At 57.2% G+C, this 17,511-nt stretch carries 19 protein-coding genes; 13 read left to right on the top strand and 6 right to left on the bottom strand.

All coding sequences use genetic code 11. The annotated features are described in order from the left end of the window. Window positions 1–19 precede the first annotated feature (19 nt). From LJX92_RS15005 to LJX92_RS14995, 3 genes are read left to right on the top strand one after another with little or no spacing between them, the layout of a single operon-like run. Window positions 20–1,027, top strand: coding sequence for a hypothetical protein (locus tag LJX92_RS15005; protein ID WP_228308511.1), 1,008 nt, complete (start codon window positions 20–22; stop codon window positions 1,025–1,027). Between the two features lie 43 nt (window positions 1,028–1,070). After that, window positions 1,071–1,496, top strand: a complete 426-nt coding sequence (locus LJX92_RS15000) for a structural protein (RefSeq protein WP_228308510.1) — start codon at window positions 1,071–1,073, stop codon at window positions 1,494–1,496. After that, window positions 1,493–2,017, top strand: coding sequence for a lysis system i-spanin subunit Rz (locus LJX92_RS14995; protein WP_228308509.1), 525 nt, complete (start codon window positions 1,493–1,495; stop codon window positions 2,015–2,017). Before LJX92_RS15000 ends, LJX92_RS14995 begins: the two co-directional genes overlap by 4 nt. A 46-nt stretch (window positions 2,018–2,063) precedes the next feature. On the opposite strand, the gene LJX92_RS14990 is transcribed toward LJX92_RS14995, so the two are convergent. Beyond that, the gene (locus LJX92_RS14990; RefSeq protein ID WP_228308508.1) at window positions 2,064–2,843 is read right to left on the bottom strand and encodes a hypothetical protein; all 780 of its coding nucleotides are present in this window, start codon (window positions 2,841–2,843) and stop codon (window positions 2,064–2,066) included. A gap of 321 nt (window positions 2,844–3,164) precedes the next feature. Then, on the bottom strand, window positions 3,165–3,848 hold the full coding sequence (locus LJX92_RS14985) for an SOS response-associated peptidase family protein (RefSeq protein ID WP_228308507.1): 684 nt from the start codon (window positions 3,846–3,848) through the stop codon (window positions 3,165–3,167). 83 nt (window positions 3,849–3,931) lie between these two features. Between LJX92_RS14985 and LJX92_RS14980 the strand changes: the two genes are divergently transcribed. The 3 genes from LJX92_RS14980 to umuC all read left to right on the top strand — a co-directional run bounded on the left by LJX92_RS14980 (window position 3,932) and on the right by umuC (window position 5,930). Continuing rightward, window positions 3,932–4,141, top strand: coding sequence for a hypothetical protein (locus tag LJX92_RS14980; RefSeq protein ID WP_032880716.1), 210 nt, complete (start codon window positions 3,932–3,934; stop codon window positions 4,139–4,141). 96 nt (window positions 4,142–4,237) lie between these two features. Beyond that, window positions 4,238–4,663 (top strand): LexA family protein, encoded by a 426-nt coding sequence (locus LJX92_RS14975; RefSeq protein ID WP_032880717.1) that lies wholly within the window; start codon window positions 4,238–4,240, stop codon window positions 4,661–4,663. Then, the gene (umuC, locus tag LJX92_RS14970) at window positions 4,656–5,930 is read left to right on the top strand and encodes a translesion error-prone DNA polymerase V subunit UmuC (protein WP_228308506.1); all 1,275 of its coding nucleotides are present in this window, start codon (window positions 4,656–4,658) and stop codon (window positions 5,928–5,930) included. Before LJX92_RS14975 ends, umuC begins: the two co-directional genes overlap by 8 nt. A 3-nt stretch (window positions 5,931–5,933) precedes the next feature. Here the strand turns inward: umuC and LJX92_RS14965 are convergent, their stop codons facing one another. The 3 genes from LJX92_RS14965 to LJX92_RS14955 all read right to left on the bottom strand — a co-directional run bounded on the left by LJX92_RS14965 (window position 5,934) and on the right by LJX92_RS14955 (window position 7,580). Further along, window positions 5,934–6,143: a hypothetical protein gene (locus tag LJX92_RS14965; RefSeq protein WP_032880719.1), complete on the bottom strand. Its 210-nt coding sequence runs from the start codon at window positions 6,141–6,143 to the stop codon at window positions 5,934–5,936. A 107-nt stretch (window positions 6,144–6,250) separates the two neighbouring features. After that, entirely contained in the window at window positions 6,251–6,427 is a 177-nt protein-coding gene (locus LJX92_RS14960) for a DUF3606 domain-containing protein (protein ID WP_065952667.1), read from the bottom strand. A 376-nt stretch (window positions 6,428–6,803) separates the two neighbouring features. Further along, window positions 6,804–7,580, bottom strand: a complete 777-nt coding sequence (locus LJX92_RS14955; RefSeq protein ID WP_148853867.1) for a hypothetical protein — start codon at window positions 7,578–7,580, stop codon at window positions 6,804–6,806. Window positions 7,581–7,854: 274 nt separating this feature from the next. On the opposite strand from LJX92_RS14955, the gene LJX92_RS14950 reads away from it, so the two are divergent. From LJX92_RS14950 to LJX92_RS14935, 4 genes are all read left to right on the top strand, one after another. Continuing rightward, entirely contained in the window at window positions 7,855–8,271 is a 417-nt protein-coding gene (locus tag LJX92_RS14950) for an Ivy family c-type lysozyme inhibitor (RefSeq protein ID WP_228308505.1), read from the top strand. Window positions 8,272–8,872: 601 nt separating this feature from the next. Beyond that, window positions 8,873–9,613: a hypothetical protein gene (locus tag LJX92_RS14945; RefSeq protein WP_005789034.1), complete on the top strand. Its 741-nt coding sequence runs from the start codon at window positions 8,873–8,875 to the stop codon at window positions 9,611–9,613. Between the two features lie 132 nt (window positions 9,614–9,745). After that, the gene (locus LJX92_RS14940) at window positions 9,746–10,015 is read left to right on the top strand and encodes a hypothetical protein (protein WP_050549417.1); all 270 of its coding nucleotides are present in this window, start codon (window positions 9,746–9,748) and stop codon (window positions 10,013–10,015) included. A 135-nt stretch (window positions 10,016–10,150) separates the two neighbouring features. Beyond that, window positions 10,151–12,268 carry a TonB-dependent receptor family protein gene (locus LJX92_RS14935; protein WP_228308504.1) on the top strand — a complete coding sequence of 706 codons (2,118 nt, stop codon included), beginning with the start codon at window positions 10,151–10,153 and terminating at the stop codon, window positions 12,266–12,268. 1 nt (window position 12,269) lies between these two features. Here LJX92_RS14935 and LJX92_RS14930 read toward each other — a convergent pair whose 3' ends face one another. Then, window positions 12,270–14,084, bottom strand: a complete 1,815-nt coding sequence (locus LJX92_RS14930; protein WP_148853870.1) for a sigma-54-dependent Fis family transcriptional regulator — start codon at window positions 14,082–14,084, stop codon at window positions 12,270–12,272. Window positions 14,085–14,450: 366 nt separating this feature from the next. Between LJX92_RS14930 and LJX92_RS14925 the strand changes: the two genes are divergently transcribed. From LJX92_RS14925 to LJX92_RS14915, 3 genes are read left to right on the top strand one after another with little or no spacing between them, the layout of a single operon-like run. Further along, window positions 14,451–15,545, top strand: a complete 1,095-nt coding sequence (locus tag LJX92_RS14925; RefSeq protein ID WP_057703149.1) for an ABC transporter ATP-binding protein — start codon at window positions 14,451–14,453, stop codon at window positions 15,543–15,545. Next, window positions 15,545–16,642, top strand: a complete 1,098-nt coding sequence (locus tag LJX92_RS14920; RefSeq protein ID WP_148853871.1) for an ABC transporter ATP-binding protein — start codon at window positions 15,545–15,547, stop codon at window positions 16,640–16,642. Before LJX92_RS14925 ends, LJX92_RS14920 begins: the two co-directional genes overlap by 1 nt. After that, window positions 16,639–17,505, top strand: coding sequence for a carbohydrate ABC transporter permease (locus LJX92_RS14915; RefSeq protein WP_005789024.1), 867 nt, complete (start codon window positions 16,639–16,641; stop codon window positions 17,503–17,505). The genes LJX92_RS14920 and LJX92_RS14915 overlap by 4 nt, the downstream gene beginning before the upstream one ends. Window positions 17,506–17,511: the final 6 nt, after the last annotated feature.

Genomic DNA, 17,511 nt, shown 5'->3' with positions numbered 1-17,511 from the left:
AAAATAGGGGTTTAATTTAATGGCAAGACAAAGCATTAATCTCGGCACGGCACCGACAGGTCAAGGCGGCGATACGTTTCGTACTGCCAGCCAGAAGAATAACGACAACTCGAACGAGCTTTATACTGCCCTTGGGGCTCCGGCTAACGGACAGTTGCCTGCGGCGCTGCCCGTTGCAAAAGGCGGCACGGGTGGGACTACGGAGCTTACTGGTCGACAAGGTTTAGGACTTGGCACTGCTTCAACTGCGAACTCAGGTATCCAAGAAGCTCAACTTATTCCTGCCGGCGTTTTAAGCGGTATGTTCTCTAGCGTTGCTCGTGACGCTTACCAATATGACAGGCCCGCTGAGCCTGGTCAGCCGGGAGCTTTTTACAAGTTCCTTAATGACGGATCTTCTTCAGGGCTTAGCTACTCCACTCTCATTAGAATCCCTTACAACACCGGGTATGAGGCGCAGATTTTCATTCCTGTATCGCAAGGTACTGGATCGCTACACTTCAGGACTACGCCGGGAGCTGCCGGCACGTTCGGCCCCACGTATAGCGTTTACCACACAGGCAACACCACCCGCGGTTCCGGCGGTGCGCTTTCGGCGGCTTCACCCATCCTGAGAATTGCTAATGTGTCCGCCAGCGAGCGCCGCGACCTCCAAGAGGAATCGTTTCTCCCTGCCGGCGAATGGGGTGTGGCCAACGATGAAGCGCGCGGCGTTATTGTTGAGCGCCTCGGCGTTGGCGAGTATCGGGTGACGGGAAGCCTTGGCCTGGCACTGGAGGGCTGGCGCACACAAGATCCGCACTCGCCTGATGGAGGTCGTGCACTGGGCATAACCGAAAGCGAGCAGGCCGATGGCGGGGCTGTCGTAATCCGTCTTTTCAAGCAGCGCTGGACGCTCACTGATGACGGGGAGATGGTGCCGGGCCGGGGGGCGCCAATGGATGTTCCGCCGAATAGCTGGATCGATGTGCGGCTTGAAATGCCCAAGGTCGATACGCCGCCGCCACTCAGATCGACCGAAGAATAGCAGCCCGCCAACTGAGCGGGCTTTTTTACGCCTGGAGAAAAGCATGTCGACCACCGAAACTCGCGGGGTACGCAACAAAAACCCCGGAAATATCGATTACAACCCGGCCAACCAGTGGCAGGGCCAGTTGAAGCCTGACCCTGCGTTAGAGAAGCGCTTCGCCAGGTTCGATACGCCCGAGAATGGTATTCGCGCCCTGGGCAAGCTGCTGCTGACTTATCAGCGCAAACATGGCCTGAAAACTGTGAAGGCGATCATCAGCCGGTGGGCGCCGTCGGTAGAGAACGACACTGCAGCGTATGTGCGCGCGGTCGAAGCGAATACCGGCACCCGGCCTGGCGCCGAGATCGACCTGGTCAAGCCAGTGGTTATGGCTGGCTTTGTCAAAGCCATCATCCATCACGAGAACTCCGGCTATGCCTACCCTGATGCGGTGTTGGCCGAAGGCGTGCGGCGGGCGCTGGCATGACGCCGGTACAGAGGCTGGCCGGCCTGTTGGTGCTGATCCTGCTGCTTATGGCGGGTTCTGCTGGCGTCGCGTGGCAGATCCAAGACTGGCGCATGGGCAAGAAGCTGTCTGAACAGCTATCCGCGCAGAACGCCGCGCACCAGGGCCAACTCGACACCATTACCAGTGAGGCCTGGCGGCAGCAGAAGGCCGAGCAGGACAAGCGCCTGGCCACTGAGCAACAGCTCGCGCTCCAGGACCAACAACACACCAAGGAATTATCCGATGCCCAGCGCAACCAGGCTCGCCTGCGTGACCAGCTTGCTACTGCTGATGTCAGGCTGTCAGTCCTCATCGAGGATTCAGCCAGTGGCTGCAACGTGCCTACCACCCCCGGCACCGCAGGCGTGGTTCATGCAGCCCGTCGAGCCCAACTTGACCCAGCGCATGCTCAAAGAATTATTGGCATCACCGATGCCGGAGACCAAGGATTGATCGCGCTACGGGCGTGCCAAGCGTATGTCAGGGAGGTGTCTCGGTAAGTTAAGTTGTTTTTGAAAGTTGCCACAATTTTCCAAGTCAACGTCCTTAAGGTGAGACTGAAGCATTATCTACTTTCTGCTTGATTGATTTTAAAATTACATCAACGGTGTGTGCCTCTGTAGTTCTTCCATCACTTTTTTCTATAATTGATTTCGAGCGCTCAGTATCGCCATAAAGTTTGTAAATAGCAGCTAAGAAGACTTCGGCGTCACCAAATGGTGTTGCTTCATAAGATTTTTCTGCAAATGAAATAATAGCGGCTTTCACTTTTTGTGGATCTTGGCGGATCAGAAGGTCAGAGGCTTTAAGTCTATAGATAGCAGATGTTATATTCTTGTTCGCGAAAATTTGGAAGTCTGATATTTTTTTCTCGGTAAGCTCATTGTTTATCTTGCCTAAGAGTTCGTCCATGATGCGTAATGCTCTTCCGTGCTCTCCTTTGTAATAGATAGCCATGGCCCCAAGAAAAATATATGGCGTACTGTTTTCTTTATAGCATTTTTGAAATAATTTGGCATATTTTGCTCCTTCTTCTTTGTTGTCGCTTATTGATGCTATGCCTAGCATTGAGCTGTATATGGAGCATAGTTTTCCAATATCGGTTATGGTTTTTTCTTCTCTTAGTAGTATGGTCTCTGCCTCTTTATACTTTCCCTGTTCTATTAGGTTTTTTGCGTCATACATGTCGAGATTTTCATCGGCAAAAGATGTGCTGGAGTTCGCAAAAACAGAGCTGCTTATAAGTAAGAGTAAAAGGCCTGATAAATATATTTTTGGCTTTAAGGTTGTTTTAATAGTTGGCATGCTACGATATGAGTTACTCATTATCAATTCTCCACTTCAATCGCAGTAGGAATGTTTTTTAGGGTGAGGGCCGCTGCCCCCAATCATTTGCACATTATCGCCATAAGCAGTCGAAAACCCGAACTCGCCTGACCTTCGAGGTTTCTATTTCTACCCCATTGTTCAATAAAATCGGGTGTGGCGGGAAGATATCATGAAAGGTGATGTTGCCTGCTCGAACCTAATCCCGTTACCTGAATTGCATGAAGAAAATTCCCGTTATGGTGAATTCAGGGTTTTGTCAACCTAGCTTCATGGCGCTTTGATCGACCTGCCAACCAATTGGCTGCGACATATTCCATACTATACGTTGGTTGGTTGGATTAGCTCCGGCCCCTTGCTCCTAACGTTGCCCACGGCCATACCGACCTTGAACCATTCGAAAGCCTCGGACGGTTCGCCCTGGTGCAACACCATCTGTTCGGCGCGCTCCTTGGGCGTGGACGGGTCCAGCCATTCCCGCGCCAAGTCGGCAGTTAGCACCACAGGCCTGCGGTCATGAATGTCCACCATGCCCCCAGCGCTGTCGGCGGTGATTATCACAAAGCCGTCATGCTCGCCCGGGCCTTCATCAGGATCTGGTAGCTGGCCGATAGCAGCGCAGTATATCGGTGCACCATCCCGCCGGCGGATTAGGTAGGGCTGCTTCTTGGGCCCGCCTTCATCCACCCACTCAAACCAGTTGTCGATTGGAGTGATCGCCCGGTGCGGCCAGATCGCCCTGAAGAACGGACCATGCGCCACTTTTTCCACGCGTGCGTTGATAGGTGCTGCCCGGTCTTTCGCCCAGTGCGGGCGCCATCCCCAGCGTACCGGATCAGCGTAAAGCAACTCGCCCTGCAGGTGCAGCAGTGCAACCGCGGTTGTCGGTGCCACGTTGTACCGTTCAATTGGCTGATCGCCCACGGAGTTCGCAAGCGCATTGGGCATACTCAGCGCTGCAACGAAGTCGTGGATTCCCCGGTACTGTGAAAGTCTCCCGCACATAAGCATCTCCGCTCGTCGGCGCCGATGAACAGCCGGTCCCCGGCCAATCTCTACACTGTAGACACTGGCCCGAGGTATTCGTCATGGCGACCAACATTGAACAGGTGAACGCAATGGAGGCGTGGTTTGCACTCCGCAATGATCCCGCATTCATATCGGCGACACCTGAGGAGCGCTACGAATCACGGCTGGCCCTGGCGGATGACTTGAAGCAGCAGGGCCTGATAGATGAGTCTGAGTGGCGGGAGCTGACGGAAGAGGCAGTCGCCGCATACGCAGATGAATTGGTCTGACGCGGCCGCTTGTCAGATACCTCTTACACCAAATTGACCGCAAGCCATCTGCGCTATTAACTGTACATTCGTACAGTATCTGTAAAAGGCTGCGTCATGAGCTTCTCAATTTTAGGTCCTATCGCCGAGGGTGGCACGAAGCTGCCCTTTTGCTCTTTTCGGGTGCCCGCCGGCTTTCCATCGCCGGCGGCCGATCACATCGAGCAGCACATCTCATTGGATGAGGTCCTAAATATCAGGGCGCCGCATGTCTATCTCATCGCGATTACTGGCGAAAGTATGCAAGGGGCGGGAATTTTTGAGGGAGACTTGGCCGTTGTGGACCGGTCAATTGAGCCGGTCCACGGGCACATCGTTGTCGCTCTCTTGAATAATGATCCCGTCTGTAAGCGACTGTGCAAGCGTGGGAAAGAGGTCATTCTTCTGTCGGAGAATCCGAAATATCCAGCGCGGTATGTATTGGAGGGGGACGAGCTATCGATCTGGGGCGTGATCACGAGCACGGTGCGTAGTCATGTGTAATGCGCCGGTCTTCGCGCTGATTGACTGCAACAGTTTCTATGCAAGCTGCGAACGGGTATTTCGTCCGGATCTGGCAAAGGTGCCTATCGTCGTACTGAGCAATAACGATGGGTGCGTCATTGCCCGCAGCTACGACGCCAAGCCTTTTATCAAGATGGGCGAGCCGTATTTCCAGATCAAACACAAGCTGAAGCAGCATGGCATTGTTCCTTTTTCATCCAACTACGCGCTCTATGGCGACATGAGCGAGCGAGTGATGACCCTGATCGAATCGATGGTTCCTGCCGTTGAGATTTACAGTATCGATGAGGCGTTTGCTGACCTGTCGGGTATTCTCGAGCTGGATGCTTTGGGGCGTCAGATCCGGGCGCGGGTGTTGCGCTGCACTGGCATACCGGTGGGAGTTGGAATAGCGAGCACCAAGACCTTAGCCAAGCTGGCCAATCACACGGCAAAGCGACTGCAAGCTCAGACCGGTGGCGTGGTGAACATCACCGATCCGGTCAAGCGCGACTGGGTGCTGCGTAATACTGACGTCTGCGAAGTGTGGGGCGTGGGCCGCAAAATGAAACTCCATCTCGACGCTATGGGCATAAAATCAGCGATGGACCTCGCCAAGGCGGATCATTGGACGCTGCGCAAGAAATTCAGCGTAGTGATCGAGAAGACGGCGCGTGAACTGGCCGGCACGTCGTGCCTGGAGCTTGATGAGCCCGACCCACCAAAGCAGGAAATCTGTTGCAGTCGGATGTTCGGCAAACGGCTGACCGATCTGCCGCCGATCAAGGAAGCGGTGGCCACCTACATGATGCGGGCGTCAGAGAAGCTCCGCGCCCAAAACTCACTTTGCAAAAAGGTCCGCGTCTGCATCCGCACAGGCATGTTCAATCCGGAGGAGGCGAAGTACGCCAACGGCGTGGTGGTGGATATGCCATACCCCACCGATGACGTGCGCCTGCTCACGAAAGCCGCTGTCGATGCGCTCGACAGGATTTTTCGGCCGGGTTTCAAATACAGCAAGGCCGAAGTGATGCTGCTCAGCCTGTGTCAGCCAGGCGAATACACCGATGATCTTTTTGCAATATCGCAGCCGACCGAGGCAACCCAGGTCATGACCGTCCTTGATCAGATCAACGAGAGGTGGGGTAGGGGAACGCTTCGTTCTGCTAGCGTGCCCACCAATCCTGACTGGGGTATGCGTCGGGAGATGATGAGCCAGAGTTACACCACCAAGCTGGACCAGCTTTGGGCCGTAGCCTGCAAGTAGCTGTTATTCAGGACTCATCAGTACCGCCAGAGTCAGTTTGATGAACTCCTCGTTATCGTCGATGGCTTGAAGGGCGCCACGAACATTATCCGCTATCTCGGCAGAGCCACGCTGCTCCACCCAGTTGGATAATTCCATGATGGACGCCTCAAGTGCGAGTTGGTTTTCGTAGAGTTTGGAAAGCAGGGAAGGGATCAAATCGGAATTGGGCATGGCTAGTTCTCCGTGAGGTAAACAGCGTAGCAGGGAGTGCTGGCAGCGCAATAACGACAATGAGGTTCAGGAAACAGCCCCGCTAGAACGCGGGGCGTTACCACTCTTCACTTACCGAGTTTCTTGCGTACGTCGTCAACCATTGGACCAACAGCTTTCACTGCATCTTTGAGCTGTTGCTCAGTTACACCAAACTCTTTGGTCCAATGCTTCACCTCCCAAGCTTCCGAGGTGTTTACTCGAGCACGATCCTGCGGGCCACGGTTTTTCAAATCGTCAGACATAATTAGCTCCTTGCGGGATGGCTTGGAAGCGCCCAAGCCTATCTCGATAGAACGTTAGTACAGGACGGTGGTTTGGTCTGAATAAAAGGTGGGATATTCGTTCGGCAGGACGCCGGGAGAAGGGTGAAAAGAGTTCCAAAACTAAAATCGCACCCCTTGTAGAATGCGGCCTGTAGCTTGCTCGGTGAAGACGAGTAATGGAACGCCTAAGACATTCAAGGCCGCGGCCCGCTTGCATTTGCATAGCGGTCTTGAAAACCGGCGGACGTTAATAGCGTCTCCAGGGTTCGAATCCCTGGTTTCCCGCCAAGATTTACACAAAAGCCCCGCGAAAGCGGGGCTTTTGCGTTTCTGGGGTTTGGTTATGCCGGGTTACTCAGGCTGTAGGCCTAACTCGAAAAGCCAGGAACACCGGCCCGAACGGGAAGGTACTGACTTCCAGCTCATCCAGTGGATTGAGCGTGTGCGTGCGGCTTCCAGCGTTGCTGTAGATCACATGGCTGCTCGATACAACGATGTTGACCTTGCCGGCGGCCGCCTGAATTAGATTCACCTTGAACCCTTCAATCACATCATCACCGATTGTCAGCGTGACATCTGTATCGCTGATAACCAGGATCGACTTGCCTGAGTCCGCCATGGTCAAGGACCTGCTCCCGGTGATAGAGACATTGGTGTGCACATGTCCGCCGGCGTGGTAGCTGACCATTCTCGGATCAGCGAAGACCCGGGCGAAGGAACCGACATAATTCACACTGGCGCGCATGTCGTCGAATTGCTCGACCACGTAAGTACCAATGCTGCCGGAGACTTCCCCGTTGGGGTCCAGCACCCATTTGCGTCCTACCATCAGTCCGATCTGGGTGTTGGCGCGTACCCCAGCACGCATTTCTTCCAGAAAAAGCTGGCTGATCTGGCCACCGCCTTTGCCCTGGACATAGGTAAATCGTGCAATGGAGTGGCTGTCGCCAGTTGGGCTGCCCTGGGCAGTGTCGACCTTGTAGTCGACAAAGTCTGCCGAGACGATGGTGGTCGTGGTGTTGGCGTTTGGCGCCCAGGCAAAATCCAGGGCCCTGCCGGTTTTAACCTGATCCAGCGAGGTAGTGGTTTGCGAGGTGGTAGTAGAGCCTGACTGCTTCAAATCATCATTCATGATACTCATCCGTAAGTGAAGTGCGGGTCGAAATGACGCAAAGCGTATGACCGCCGTCATAACACCACGTTTTCTACAACACCATATTGTCTTACTTGAATCCGTATGGCGCTGTCACCGTGCAGGTGTCCTCGCCCTGCCTCATGATTTCAAGCTTCTTTGTTAGGTGAAAGGTCGAACTTCCAAAACAGTGTCCTGTCCGAGCCTTCATACCGGCGTTTAAGTGCAACCTGCGAAAAAGCTGCTGAAAAAACACCGAGATGGAGTAATTCGAATGAAAATATCGAGCCTTTCAATGTTGGCGGGTGCCTCCCTGGTGCTAGCGGCTGGAGGCGCCTGGGCTGAGCAATATCTGCCTGAGATCGCCAGCAAGGGGCCTTACAAAAAAGCCTACGCAGAGATGCTCAGTTATCCGGACTGGGTCAGCAAAGCTCAGGGCACAGCGTCGCCAGTCGAGACGGTTTCGGCTGATGGGAAGCGCTTTACGGTAGGCCACTTGTGTAAGCCACATGACTGTGCAGACAATCAGCTAATCGTGGTCTTCAACGCAGATGGAACAAAGTCCTGGGGGTTACTCGCGACTCGACCAGCCGATGGAGAGGCGTTCAGTAAGCAATTGCTGGGTGGGCCCGACAGTGTCGTCCAGGGCCTGCTGAATAAGTCGTTTGCTGATAACAATCCCGAGGATTGATGAGCGGTTTCGCTCTGCTGCGGCAAGCGGTGGGTGGGTAGAACTACCAACCGGCTGCCGAGTTTCACCCTGGGGAGGTTGCCAGGTTTGGGCTGGCCCCTGGCAAGCATATTCTTGGTGTCTCGAAATACATGCTTTTCGGCACCTCAAGAATCATCGAATCAGAAATTGATATGAAGCCGGGAGATCTTGTTCGCCGCAGAATTTCTCAGCACGGCAGCAGTTTTTCTTTCACCCCAACTGCCTACTAAACGCCATTTGTCTAACGCCTGGCACTCTCAATCCCCTTGCAGCCTCTCAATCGCCCTCTGTAGGAGCGAGCTTGCTCGCGAAAAACGTCAACGATAACGCGTGTCCTGATTGAACGCGGCGCCTGTGATTTTTCGCGAGCAAGCTCGTTCCTACAAAAAACCTTCTGAACGGCATTACGGCCCTGTGCCGGGCTTCGTCTGCTGGTCATCGTGGTCTCGTTCACCTCCTTGTGGCTGTAAGCCGATGCTGATCCGACCCGCACCGCTGCACTTTTTTCCATTTTGCTGATCTACCCCTGTCCCGGCCACTCGACTCCCGCACGTGGCCCACAGAATCAGACCCGGTGCCGATGGATCGAACGTCAACTGTTTTTACCTCTCTATGGCCGCTGTTGCTGGCTGCGCTGCTCGCGCTCTGCGCAGTGGGTTGCAGCCAACAACAAGGCCGCGATATCGCCAGGCAATTCAGCGATGGCAAGCCCGATGAGTTCTTCCAGACCAGTGTCGATCGCATGGCCACCCTGGGGATGCGCGACAACCTGCAAAGCCTCTACCTGCTGATGAGCAAGCTTTACCTGCGCAATCCCAGCCAGTGGCGTCAGTCGGGCTATCCGGATGCGGTGAGCGCCGCCCGGGTCATTCGCCAGGCCATCGAAAACCGTCAACCCTTGCCCGCACTGGGAGACCGGCGTGATCTGGCCGCCCTGAGTTACTCCCTGAGTCCCGACTTTCGTGGTGACCGTGTCGGCGCGTTTATCTACGCGATTGGCAGTATGCTCGTGACCGCCCACGGCGGGCGTACGCAGTTTTATGTGACCGACTCGATCAACCCGCAGTTTGTCAGCAATGCGGCGCGCAATATCGAAAAGGCCACCTGGCTGCTCAGCCAGCGCCAGGATGCCAACGGCGTGCTGCTGTTGTTTTCCAATGAAATATCGGAGGAGGGCAGTAACCTCAGTTTTGCCGTTGAGTTTGGCAAGATCGTTGCGCGCCTGGACTTGCTTACCCAAATCCTCGATGAGCGTTACCGACGCATTGGCCTCAATTACGCGCAAAGTTTATTGCTGATGAACTTCCTGCCGGTGCAGTGAGGCGCATCCATCGAACAATCAGTGGGGTGTTTCCCTTTCTGCTGTAGGAAGGTGCCTATCTTGCCTCTCGCTGCTTGAAACGCTTGCCTGCGAGCAATAGCCTCGGATTTTTCTTAAACACGAGGCCCTCCCTTGGGTAAACGAAAAACGGTTTGGCCCACGGATCGCGAAATACGTTTGCGGTTTATCCTGTTCGCGGTCATCGACGCCGCGACTGCTCAGGGCGTCTCTGCCGAGTTGCTGTTGCCGGCGCACACGCTGCTGCGCAACTCACCCTCGCAAGCCCAGCTGCTTGATGCCCTGGACGAGATTCTGGCTACCGATGAAATGTACGGTTTCCGCTTTGCGCCGGGTTCCGATGCGGATGATCTGATGCGGGAATTGGCGAAGCCGGACGGCTGAAACCTGCCAGGTACTGTTTTGCCAGGGTCATGGTTCGTCAATAAGGCGTGACCTGACGGGCGTGCCTGCCTTCCCATCACTGTTCGCGTGGTGGGCCTGGCCTGCCACGTTCCGTAATCCCAAGGACCCGCCCCAATGCTGCTGCGCCACCCGCCCTTTCTTTTTGCCGCCCTGACTCTCAGCTCGCTGGTACAGGCCGAAGGCCTGCAACTGGCGCCAGTCGAAGTCACCACCACTGAAGCCAGTGCCGGCGAAATTGCCCAGGCACAGCTACAGCGCGTGCCCGGCGGCAGCAATTACATTGATATGAGCAGCGTGCAACAGGGGCGGGTGAGCAGTAACGAAGATGTGTTCAAGTACCAGGCCGGGGTGTACGCCAAGGCGGCGAATAACGAAGGCGTGAAGCTGTCCATTCGCGGTTCGGGCCTGAACCGCAGCCCGGGTGCCCACGCGTCCGGCCTGTATGAAATGTTCGACGGTCTGCCGCTCACGGGCCCGGGCGGTACACCTTATGAGCTCAAGGACCCGCTGTGGCAAAGCCGCGTGGAAGTGCTGCGGGGCGCCAATGGCTTCGATCAGGGCGCGTTGGCCCTGGGCGGTTCGGTCAATTACGTGACCCACACCGGCTACGACGCGCCCAAGCTGCAAGTGCGCTATGAGGTCGGTAGCCGCGGCTATGCTCAGCGGGAGGTCAGTTCCGGCCAGGTGCTGGGGGATGCCGATTACTACATCAGCCTCACCGATTCCGAGTCCGACGGCTACCAGCACCAGAGCGCCGGGACCGGCAAGGGCATCGCCGCCAACTTTGGCTACCGCTTCAACCCGGACCTGGAAACGCGCTTCTACCTGCGCTACCGCGAAACCACCAACGATTCCCCCGGCAAGCTCACGCGCTACCAGATCAGCCATGACCCGCGTGCCGCCAACAGCCTCAACGCCGCCCGCGATTCAAAACGCCTGCAACCGGGCTCTACCTGGATCGCCAACAAGACCACCTTGCAACTGGACGACAACGCCCGAGTGGAAGTCGGGCTGGCCTATCACGACTACCCGATGGATCTGCGCGAGGGCACCAACCGCCTCAAGGTCGCCTACACCGATATCAGCGGCACCCTGAACTACATCCGTCAGGACAGCCTGTTCGGCCATGCCAGCAAAACCACCGTCGGCCTGCGTACCACCCAGGCGATGCCCAATAATGGCGCGTCGGAATATGTCCGCATCCCTGCAGGCAACACCGCCATTTATTCCCCCGGCACCAAGACCCGCGATTACAGCTACCTGGGCTCCGACACCGTGCTGCATGTAGGCAATGAGCTGGAACTGCTGGAGGATCTGTGGCTCACCACCGGCCTTGCCGCGATCTACACCCGCCGCGAAACCCAGGTGACTTACCCCGATGGCCAGGCGCCGCTCAGTCAACATGACTGGGACTACGCACCGCGCATCGGTCTGCGTTACGACTTCACCCCGCAATTGCAGGTATACGCCAACCTGAGCCGCTCGGTAGAACCGCCGCACGCCTGGTCGATGATCTGGGGTTCCAACAAATACTTCGGTCCGGGCAGCGGCGCGGCTACGGGGCTACAGCGCGAAGGTGTGAAGTTACGCAATCAGACCGCCACCACCCTGGAAATCGGCGGGCGCGGCGAAGCGTGGCTCGGCCAGTGGGACCTGGCCCTCTACCGCTCTGAAGTACGCCACGAACTGCTTTCCGTGGAAACCCAGGCCCAGACTGCCAACAGCAGCGCGATCATCGCCGAATCCAACGCCAGCCCCACCATGCACCAGGGCGTGGAACTGAGCCTGCTCAGCCCGCTATGGGACGGCGGCCGCAACGGCAAGCTCGACCTGCGCCAGGCCTATACCTTCAGCGACTTCCACTACCGTGACGATGACCGTTTCGGCGACAACACCTTGCCCGGCATCCCCAAGCATTACTATCAGGCGCAGGTGCGCTACAGCCACCCGACGGGTTTCTACACCAGCCTCAACACCGAACATGCCTCGCGGGTAGCGGTGGACTACGCCAACTCCTACTACGCCGCGGCCTACACCACCCTCGGCGCCACGTTCGGCTATGACGCGCCCAAGCAAGACTGGCAAGCCTGGGTCGATCTGCGCAACCTGACCAACCGTCGCTATGCCAATACCGTTACGCCGGGGTACGACGACAAAGGCGTGGACGCAGCACGTTCTACCCCTGCCGATGGGCGGGGTATCTACACCGGCGTGTCGTGGAGCTGGCGTTAAATCAACCTTCGTGCTGGCGCAGGCGCTTGTACAGGGTGTTGCGGCTCACTCCCAACTCCCGCGCAAGGTGGGAAATATTGCCGCCCACGGCTTGCAGGCGTTGGTTGAGGTCAAGGTTTTCATCCAGGCGCTCGCAGGTGGGCAGCGGCGCCGTTTGCTTCAAATCGGTAAAAAAATCATCGGGCAGATGTTCTGCGCGGATCGGCTGCTCCTCGGCCATCGCCAGCGCCACCTGTAACACGCTGCTCACCTGACGCAAATTGCCCGGCCACGGATGTTGCTCGAATAAGCCCAGCACCTCGGCACTCAGCCCGGCCCACTGGTTCGGCTCGCGATGTTGCTGCCACAGTTGCTGGAATAACGCTTGCTTGTCGGTGCGCTCGCGCAATGGCGGCAACTCCAGGGTCAGGCCACCGATGCGGTAGTACAAATCCTCGCGAAAGCGCCCGGCCTGCACCAGCTCGCGCAGTGCGCGGTTGGTCGCCGAGATGATGCGCAAATCCACCGGGAACGCCTCACTGCTGCCCACCGGTTGCACACAGCGCTCCTGCAACACCCGCAACAGGCGCGCCTGGGTCGGCAACGGCATATCACCGATCTCGTCGAGAAACAGCGTGCCCTTGTCCGCCTTGCGAATCAGGCCAATGCTGCCTTTCTGATTGGCGCCGGTGAAGGCGCCTTTTTCGTAGCCGAACAGTTCCGATTCCACCAGCTCAGCCGGAATCGCCGCACAGTTCACAGCGATCAATGCCTGTCGGCTGCGCGAGCTGGCCTGATGCAGGGCTTTGACGAACACCTCTTTGCCCACCCCAGTCTCGCCGTGAATCAGCAATGGAATGTCCTTTTCCAGCAGGCGTTCGGCCTGGCGCACCGCTTTCTCCATGCGCACATCGCCAAAGTGCAGGGTCTTGAGGTTGATCGAGGGCAGCGCTGGCGGCGGTTGGCTGAACACCCGGGCCTGCACTGGCATCTGCCTGGGTCGCTTCAACAGGCACTGGAAGCGGTTGCGCCCAGCCGCCTGCAACGCAAAGGGCAACCCTTCGGGCTGGTTGAGCAACTCCAGCAGCGACACCTTGAACAGACTGTCGATCATCACCCGCGACAGGCTGATGCCCAGCAGGTTATCCGCACGCCGATTGGCTGATAGTACCTGGCCGCTTTCATCAAAGATCAGCAGGCCGGCCCACTGGCTGTCGAGGTTGCTCAAGCCGGTGTTGAAGGTCAGTTGGAAATGTTCGCCACGGAACAGGTTGAGGATCAGCCGGTTTTCCACGGTCTGACTCATCATCTTGACCATGCCCAGGGTATGGGAGGGCGGCAGGTAGCTGTCGCTGGACACATCCAGCACCGCGATGATTTCGCGCTGGGCGTCGAAAATAGGCGCCGCGGAACCGGTCATGAAACGGTTGGCCTTTAGGAAGTGTTCATCGTGCTCGATATGCACGGCCTGGGCGCAGGCCAGCGCGGTGCCGATGGCATTGGTGCCGCTGGCACGTTCCATCCAGCTGGCGCCGGGGCTGAAGCCACGGGCCAGCTTGGGTTCGATAAACCGCTGGGTGCCCCACGACGTCAGGACCTGGCCCTGATTGTCAGCCAGCATGATCAGGCAGTTGGAGTTGCTGAGGATGTTTTCATAGTAGGGCAGTACTTCCTGGTGCGTGGTCTGCACCAGTGAATGCTGGCTTTCCAGGAGTTGACTGATGCCTTCGGCGGGCAGTTGATCAAAGCTTGGCGTGCTCTGGTGGTCCAGGCCGAAGGCGCGGCAACGTCGCCAGGATTCCTGGATAAGGGTGTCGTGTGCCAGTGGTTCGGCCATGGTGCGACCTTCATTTTTATTGTTATTGGATGTGCACATTCAACCATTGAAATGAGTTCAAGTGTGGGAGGGGCGGTGCGACGATTCGACTTGCTCCCGATAGCGGTGTGTCAGTCAGCATTTTTTCACTGACACACCGCTATCGGGAGCAAGCCCCCTCCCACATTTTTATCCTCTGTTGGTCATGAGAGTGTTGTTCAGAACTGTTCATTGTCAACCCCGAAAGTGTTCAGTTGTTCAGCCACTTTGTTCACTCCTGAACATCACCATTAGCCCATTCCCTTACGCATCAAGCGCTTGCAGTTTTGGCACGAAACTCGCTCTGACACCTGGCCAGATTCATTCCAATAATAAAAAGGTCGTGTCATGTCATTGACCCTGGAACATGTCTCCCGCGTTGTCGACGGCCAAACCTGGATCGACGACGCCAACCTGCGTTTTGAAGCCGGCTCTTTCAACGTCTTGCTCGGTCGCACCCTGTCCGGCAAAACCAGTCTGATGCGCCTGATGGCCGGTCTGGACAAGCCCGACAGCGGCCGCATCCTGATGAACGGCGTAGACGTTACGCAAAAGCCGGTACGCCTGCGCAATGTGTCGATGGTCTACCAGCAGTTCATCAACTATCCCACCATGACCGTATTCGAGAACATCGCCTCGCCGTTGCGCCAGGCCGGTGTGTCCAACGAGCTGATCCAGAGCAAGGTGCTGGAAACCGCCAGGATGCTGCGCATCGAGAAGTTCCTGCAACGCCACCCGCTGGAACTGTCCGGTGGCCAGCAGCAGCGCACCGCCATGGCCCGCGCCCTGGTCAAAGACGCCGAACTGATTCTGTTCGATGAGCCCCTGGTGAACCTGGACTACAAACTGCGCGAAGAGCTGCGTCAGGAAATGCGCGAACTGTTCAAAGCGCGCCACACCATCGCCATTTACGCTACCACCGAACCCAACGAGGCCCTGGCCCTGGGTGGCACCACCACCATTCTTCACGAAGGCCGGGTGATCCAGAGCGGCAAGGCCGCCGAGGTCTATCACCAGCCGCAAACCGTTCTGGCCGCTGAGCTGTTCTCCGAACCGCCGATCAACCTGATGCCAGGGCGCATCAGCGGCAACGAAGTGAGCTTCGCCAATTTCGTGCATTTCCCACTCAACGTCGACCTGCGCCCCATCGGCGAGGGCGAGTTCCGTTTCGGCGTGCGTCCCAGCCATATCAGCCTGGTACCGAGCAATGACGATGACCTGGAGCTGGCGGTGACCGTGGAAGTCGCCGAGATCAGCGGCTCGGAAACCTTCCTGCATGTGCGCAGCGAGCACTTCCTGCTGGTGCTGCACTTGCCGGGGGTGCATGAGTACGATGTGGACGCGCCGATCCGCGTGTATATCCCCACCCATAAACTGTTTGTGTTCGATGGACAGGGCCGTTTGGTCCAGGCCCCCGGGCGCCGTGTTGCGAGGGTTGCCTGATGGCCGAGATCCATTTGCGTAACCTGGCCCATAGCTATAGCCCCACGCCAAAAGGGCCTGACGACTACGCCATTCGGGAAATGAACCATGTGTGGGAGCAGGGCGGTGCCTACGCGTTGCTCGGGCCGTCGGGCTGCGGCAAGTCCACGTTGCTCAATATCATCTCCGGCCTGCTCAGCCCCTCTGAAGGCCAGGTGCTGTTCGATACCCAGGTGGTCAACGACCTCACTCCGGAGAAACGCAATATCGCCCAGGTATTCCAGTTCCCGGTGGTGTACGACACCATGACGGTGTTCGATAACCTGGCCTTCCCGCTGCGAAACCAGGGCATGGCCGAGGCGAAAATCCACAGCAAGGTGCAGGAAATTGCCGAAGTGCTGGACCTGCAAACCCTGCTGAGCAAAAAAGCCCGCAACCTCACCGCCGACGAAAAGCAGAAAGTCTCCATGGGCCGTGGTCTGGTGCGCGATGACGTGTCGGCGATCCTGTTCGACGAGCCGCTGACGGTGATCGACCCGCACCTGAAATGGAAACTGCGGCGCAAGCTCAAGCAGATCCATGAGCAGTTCAATATCACCATGGTCTACGTCACCCACGACCAACTGGAAGCCTCCACCTTCGCCGACAAGATCGCGGTGATGTACGGCGGGCAGATCGTGCAGTTCGGCACACCGCGTGAGTTGTTCGAGCGGCCGAGCCACACCTTTGTCGGCTATTTCATCGGCAGCCCTGGGATGAATCTGATCGAAGTGCAGGCCAAGCCTGGCGGCGTAGGCTTTGCCAACACACTGCTGCCGTTGTCCGACGCGTTGCAGCAACGTATCCATGCGACCGACTGCAAAAAACTCCAGGTTGGCATCCGCCCGGAATTTATCCATGTATGGGATGACCACAACCCTGACGCCCTGCAAGCCGACGTCACGCATGTGGAGGACTTGGGCACCTACAAGATCATGACCCTCAACCTCGACGGCGCCACGCTCAAAGTGCGCCTGGCCGAAGACAAACCGGTGCCGGAGGGCAGGGCGTCCATCAGCTTCCCCGCGCAATGGCTGATGCTTTACGCCGACGATTACCTGCTGGAGGTGGCGCCATGAACAAGGTGCAGAACAACAAGGCCTGGTGGCTGGTGTTGCCGGTGTTCCTGCTGGTGGCGTTCAGTGCGGTGATCCCGATGATGACCGTGGTCAATTACTCGGTGCAGGATATTTTCGACCAGTCCAGCCGCTACTTCGTCGGGGCCGACTGGTACAAGCAGGTGCTGCTTGATCCGCGCCTGCACGACTCGTTGCTGCGCCAGTTCATCTACTCGGCCTGCGTGCTGCTGATTGAAATCCCGCTGGGCATCGCCATCGCCTTGACCATGCCGACCAAAGGACGCTGGTCATCACTGGTGCTGATTATCCTCGCCATTCCGCTGCTGATTCCATGGAACGTGGTCGGCACCATCTGGCAGATCTTTGGCCGTGCCGACATCGGCCTGCTGGGTTCGACCCTCAACGCCATGGGCATCAGCTACAACTATGCGGCCAACACCATGGACGCCTGGGTCACCGTGCTGGTGATGGATGTGTGGCACTGGACCTCGTTGGTGGCGCTGCTGTGCTACTCGGGTTTAAGGGCCATTCCGGATGTCTACTATCAGGCCGCGCGGATTGATCGTGCATCGGCCTGGGCAGTGTTCCGACATATCCAGTTGCCGAAGATGAAAAGCGTGCTGTTGATCGCGGTGATGCTGCGCTTCATGGACAGTTTCATGATCTACACCGAGCCTTTCGTACTCACGGGGGGCGGCCCGGGGAACGCCACCACTTTCTTGAGTCAGACGCTCACCCAGATGGCCGTAGGCCAATTCGACCTGGGCCCGGCGGCGGCGTTTTCGCTGGTGTATTTCCTGATCATCCTGTTGGTGTCCTGGCTGTTCTACACCGCCATGACCCATTCCGACGCCAACCGCTGAGGCCGC

This window comes from Pseudomonas sp. HN8-3 (assembly GCF_020790195.1).
GTDB classification, from domain to species: domain Bacteria; phylum Pseudomonadota; class Gammaproteobacteria; order Pseudomonadales; family Pseudomonadaceae; genus Aquipseudomonas; species Aquipseudomonas synxantha_A.
The sequence above is the reverse complement of the archived record's forward strand: the minus strand, read 5'-3'. Positions and strand labels throughout refer to the sequence as shown.

Bases quoted from the DNA above. Each gene is read 5' to 3' on its own strand.
- LJX92_RS14990 (WP_228308508.1), bottom strand. From the start codon at position 2,843: ATGAGTAACTCATATCGTAGCATGCCAACTATTAAAACAACCTTAAAG.
- umuC (WP_228308506.1), top strand. From the start codon at position 4,656: ATGTGTAATGCGCCGGTCTTCGCGCTGATTGACTGCAACAGTTTCTAT.
- LJX92_RS14920 (WP_148853871.1), top strand. From the start codon at position 15,545: ATGGCCGAGATCCATTTGCGTAACCTGGCCCATAGCTATAGCCCCACG.
- LJX92_RS14915 (WP_005789024.1), top strand. From the start codon at position 16,639: ATGAACAAGGTGCAGAACAACAAGGCCTGGTGGCTGGTGTTGCCGGTG.
- LJX92_RS14945 (WP_005789034.1), top strand. From the start codon at position 8,873: ATGGATCGAACGTCAACTGTTTTTACCTCTCTATGGCCGCTGTTGCTG.
- LJX92_RS14955 (WP_148853867.1), bottom strand. From the start codon at position 7,580: ATGAATGATGATTTGAAGCAGTCAGGCTCTACTACCACCTCGCAAACC.
- LJX92_RS15005 (WP_228308511.1), top strand. From the start codon at position 20: ATGGCAAGACAAAGCATTAATCTCGGCACGGCACCGACAGGTCAAGGC.
- LJX92_RS14950 (WP_228308505.1), top strand. From the start codon at position 7,855: ATGAAAATATCGAGCCTTTCAATGTTGGCGGGTGCCTCCCTGGTGCTA.
- LJX92_RS14925 (WP_057703149.1), top strand. From the start codon at position 14,451: ATGTCATTGACCCTGGAACATGTCTCCCGCGTTGTCGACGGCCAAACC.
- LJX92_RS15000 (WP_228308510.1), top strand. From the start codon at position 1,071: ATGTCGACCACCGAAACTCGCGGGGTACGCAACAAAAACCCCGGAAAT.
- LJX92_RS14985 (WP_228308507.1), bottom strand. From the start codon at position 3,848: ATGTGCGGGAGACTTTCACAGTACCGGGGAATCCACGACTTCGTTGCA.
- LJX92_RS14965 (WP_032880719.1), bottom strand. From the start codon at position 6,143: ATGCCCAATTCCGATTTGATCCCTTCCCTGCTTTCCAAACTCTACGAA.
- LJX92_RS14930 (WP_148853870.1), bottom strand. From the start codon at position 14,084: ATGGCCGAACCACTGGCACACGACACCCTTATCCAGGAATCCTGGCGA.
- LJX92_RS14995 (WP_228308509.1), top strand. From the start codon at position 1,493: ATGACGCCGGTACAGAGGCTGGCCGGCCTGTTGGTGCTGATCCTGCTG.
- LJX92_RS14975 (WP_032880717.1), top strand. From the start codon at position 4,238: ATGAGCTTCTCAATTTTAGGTCCTATCGCCGAGGGTGGCACGAAGCTG.
- LJX92_RS14935 (WP_228308504.1), top strand. From the start codon at position 10,151: ATGCTGCTGCGCCACCCGCCCTTTCTTTTTGCCGCCCTGACTCTCAGC.
- LJX92_RS14960 (WP_065952667.1), bottom strand. From the start codon at position 6,427: ATGTCTGACGATTTGAAAAACCGTGGCCCGCAGGATCGTGCTCGAGTA.
- LJX92_RS14980 (WP_032880716.1), top strand. From the start codon at position 3,932: ATGGCGACCAACATTGAACAGGTGAACGCAATGGAGGCGTGGTTTGCA.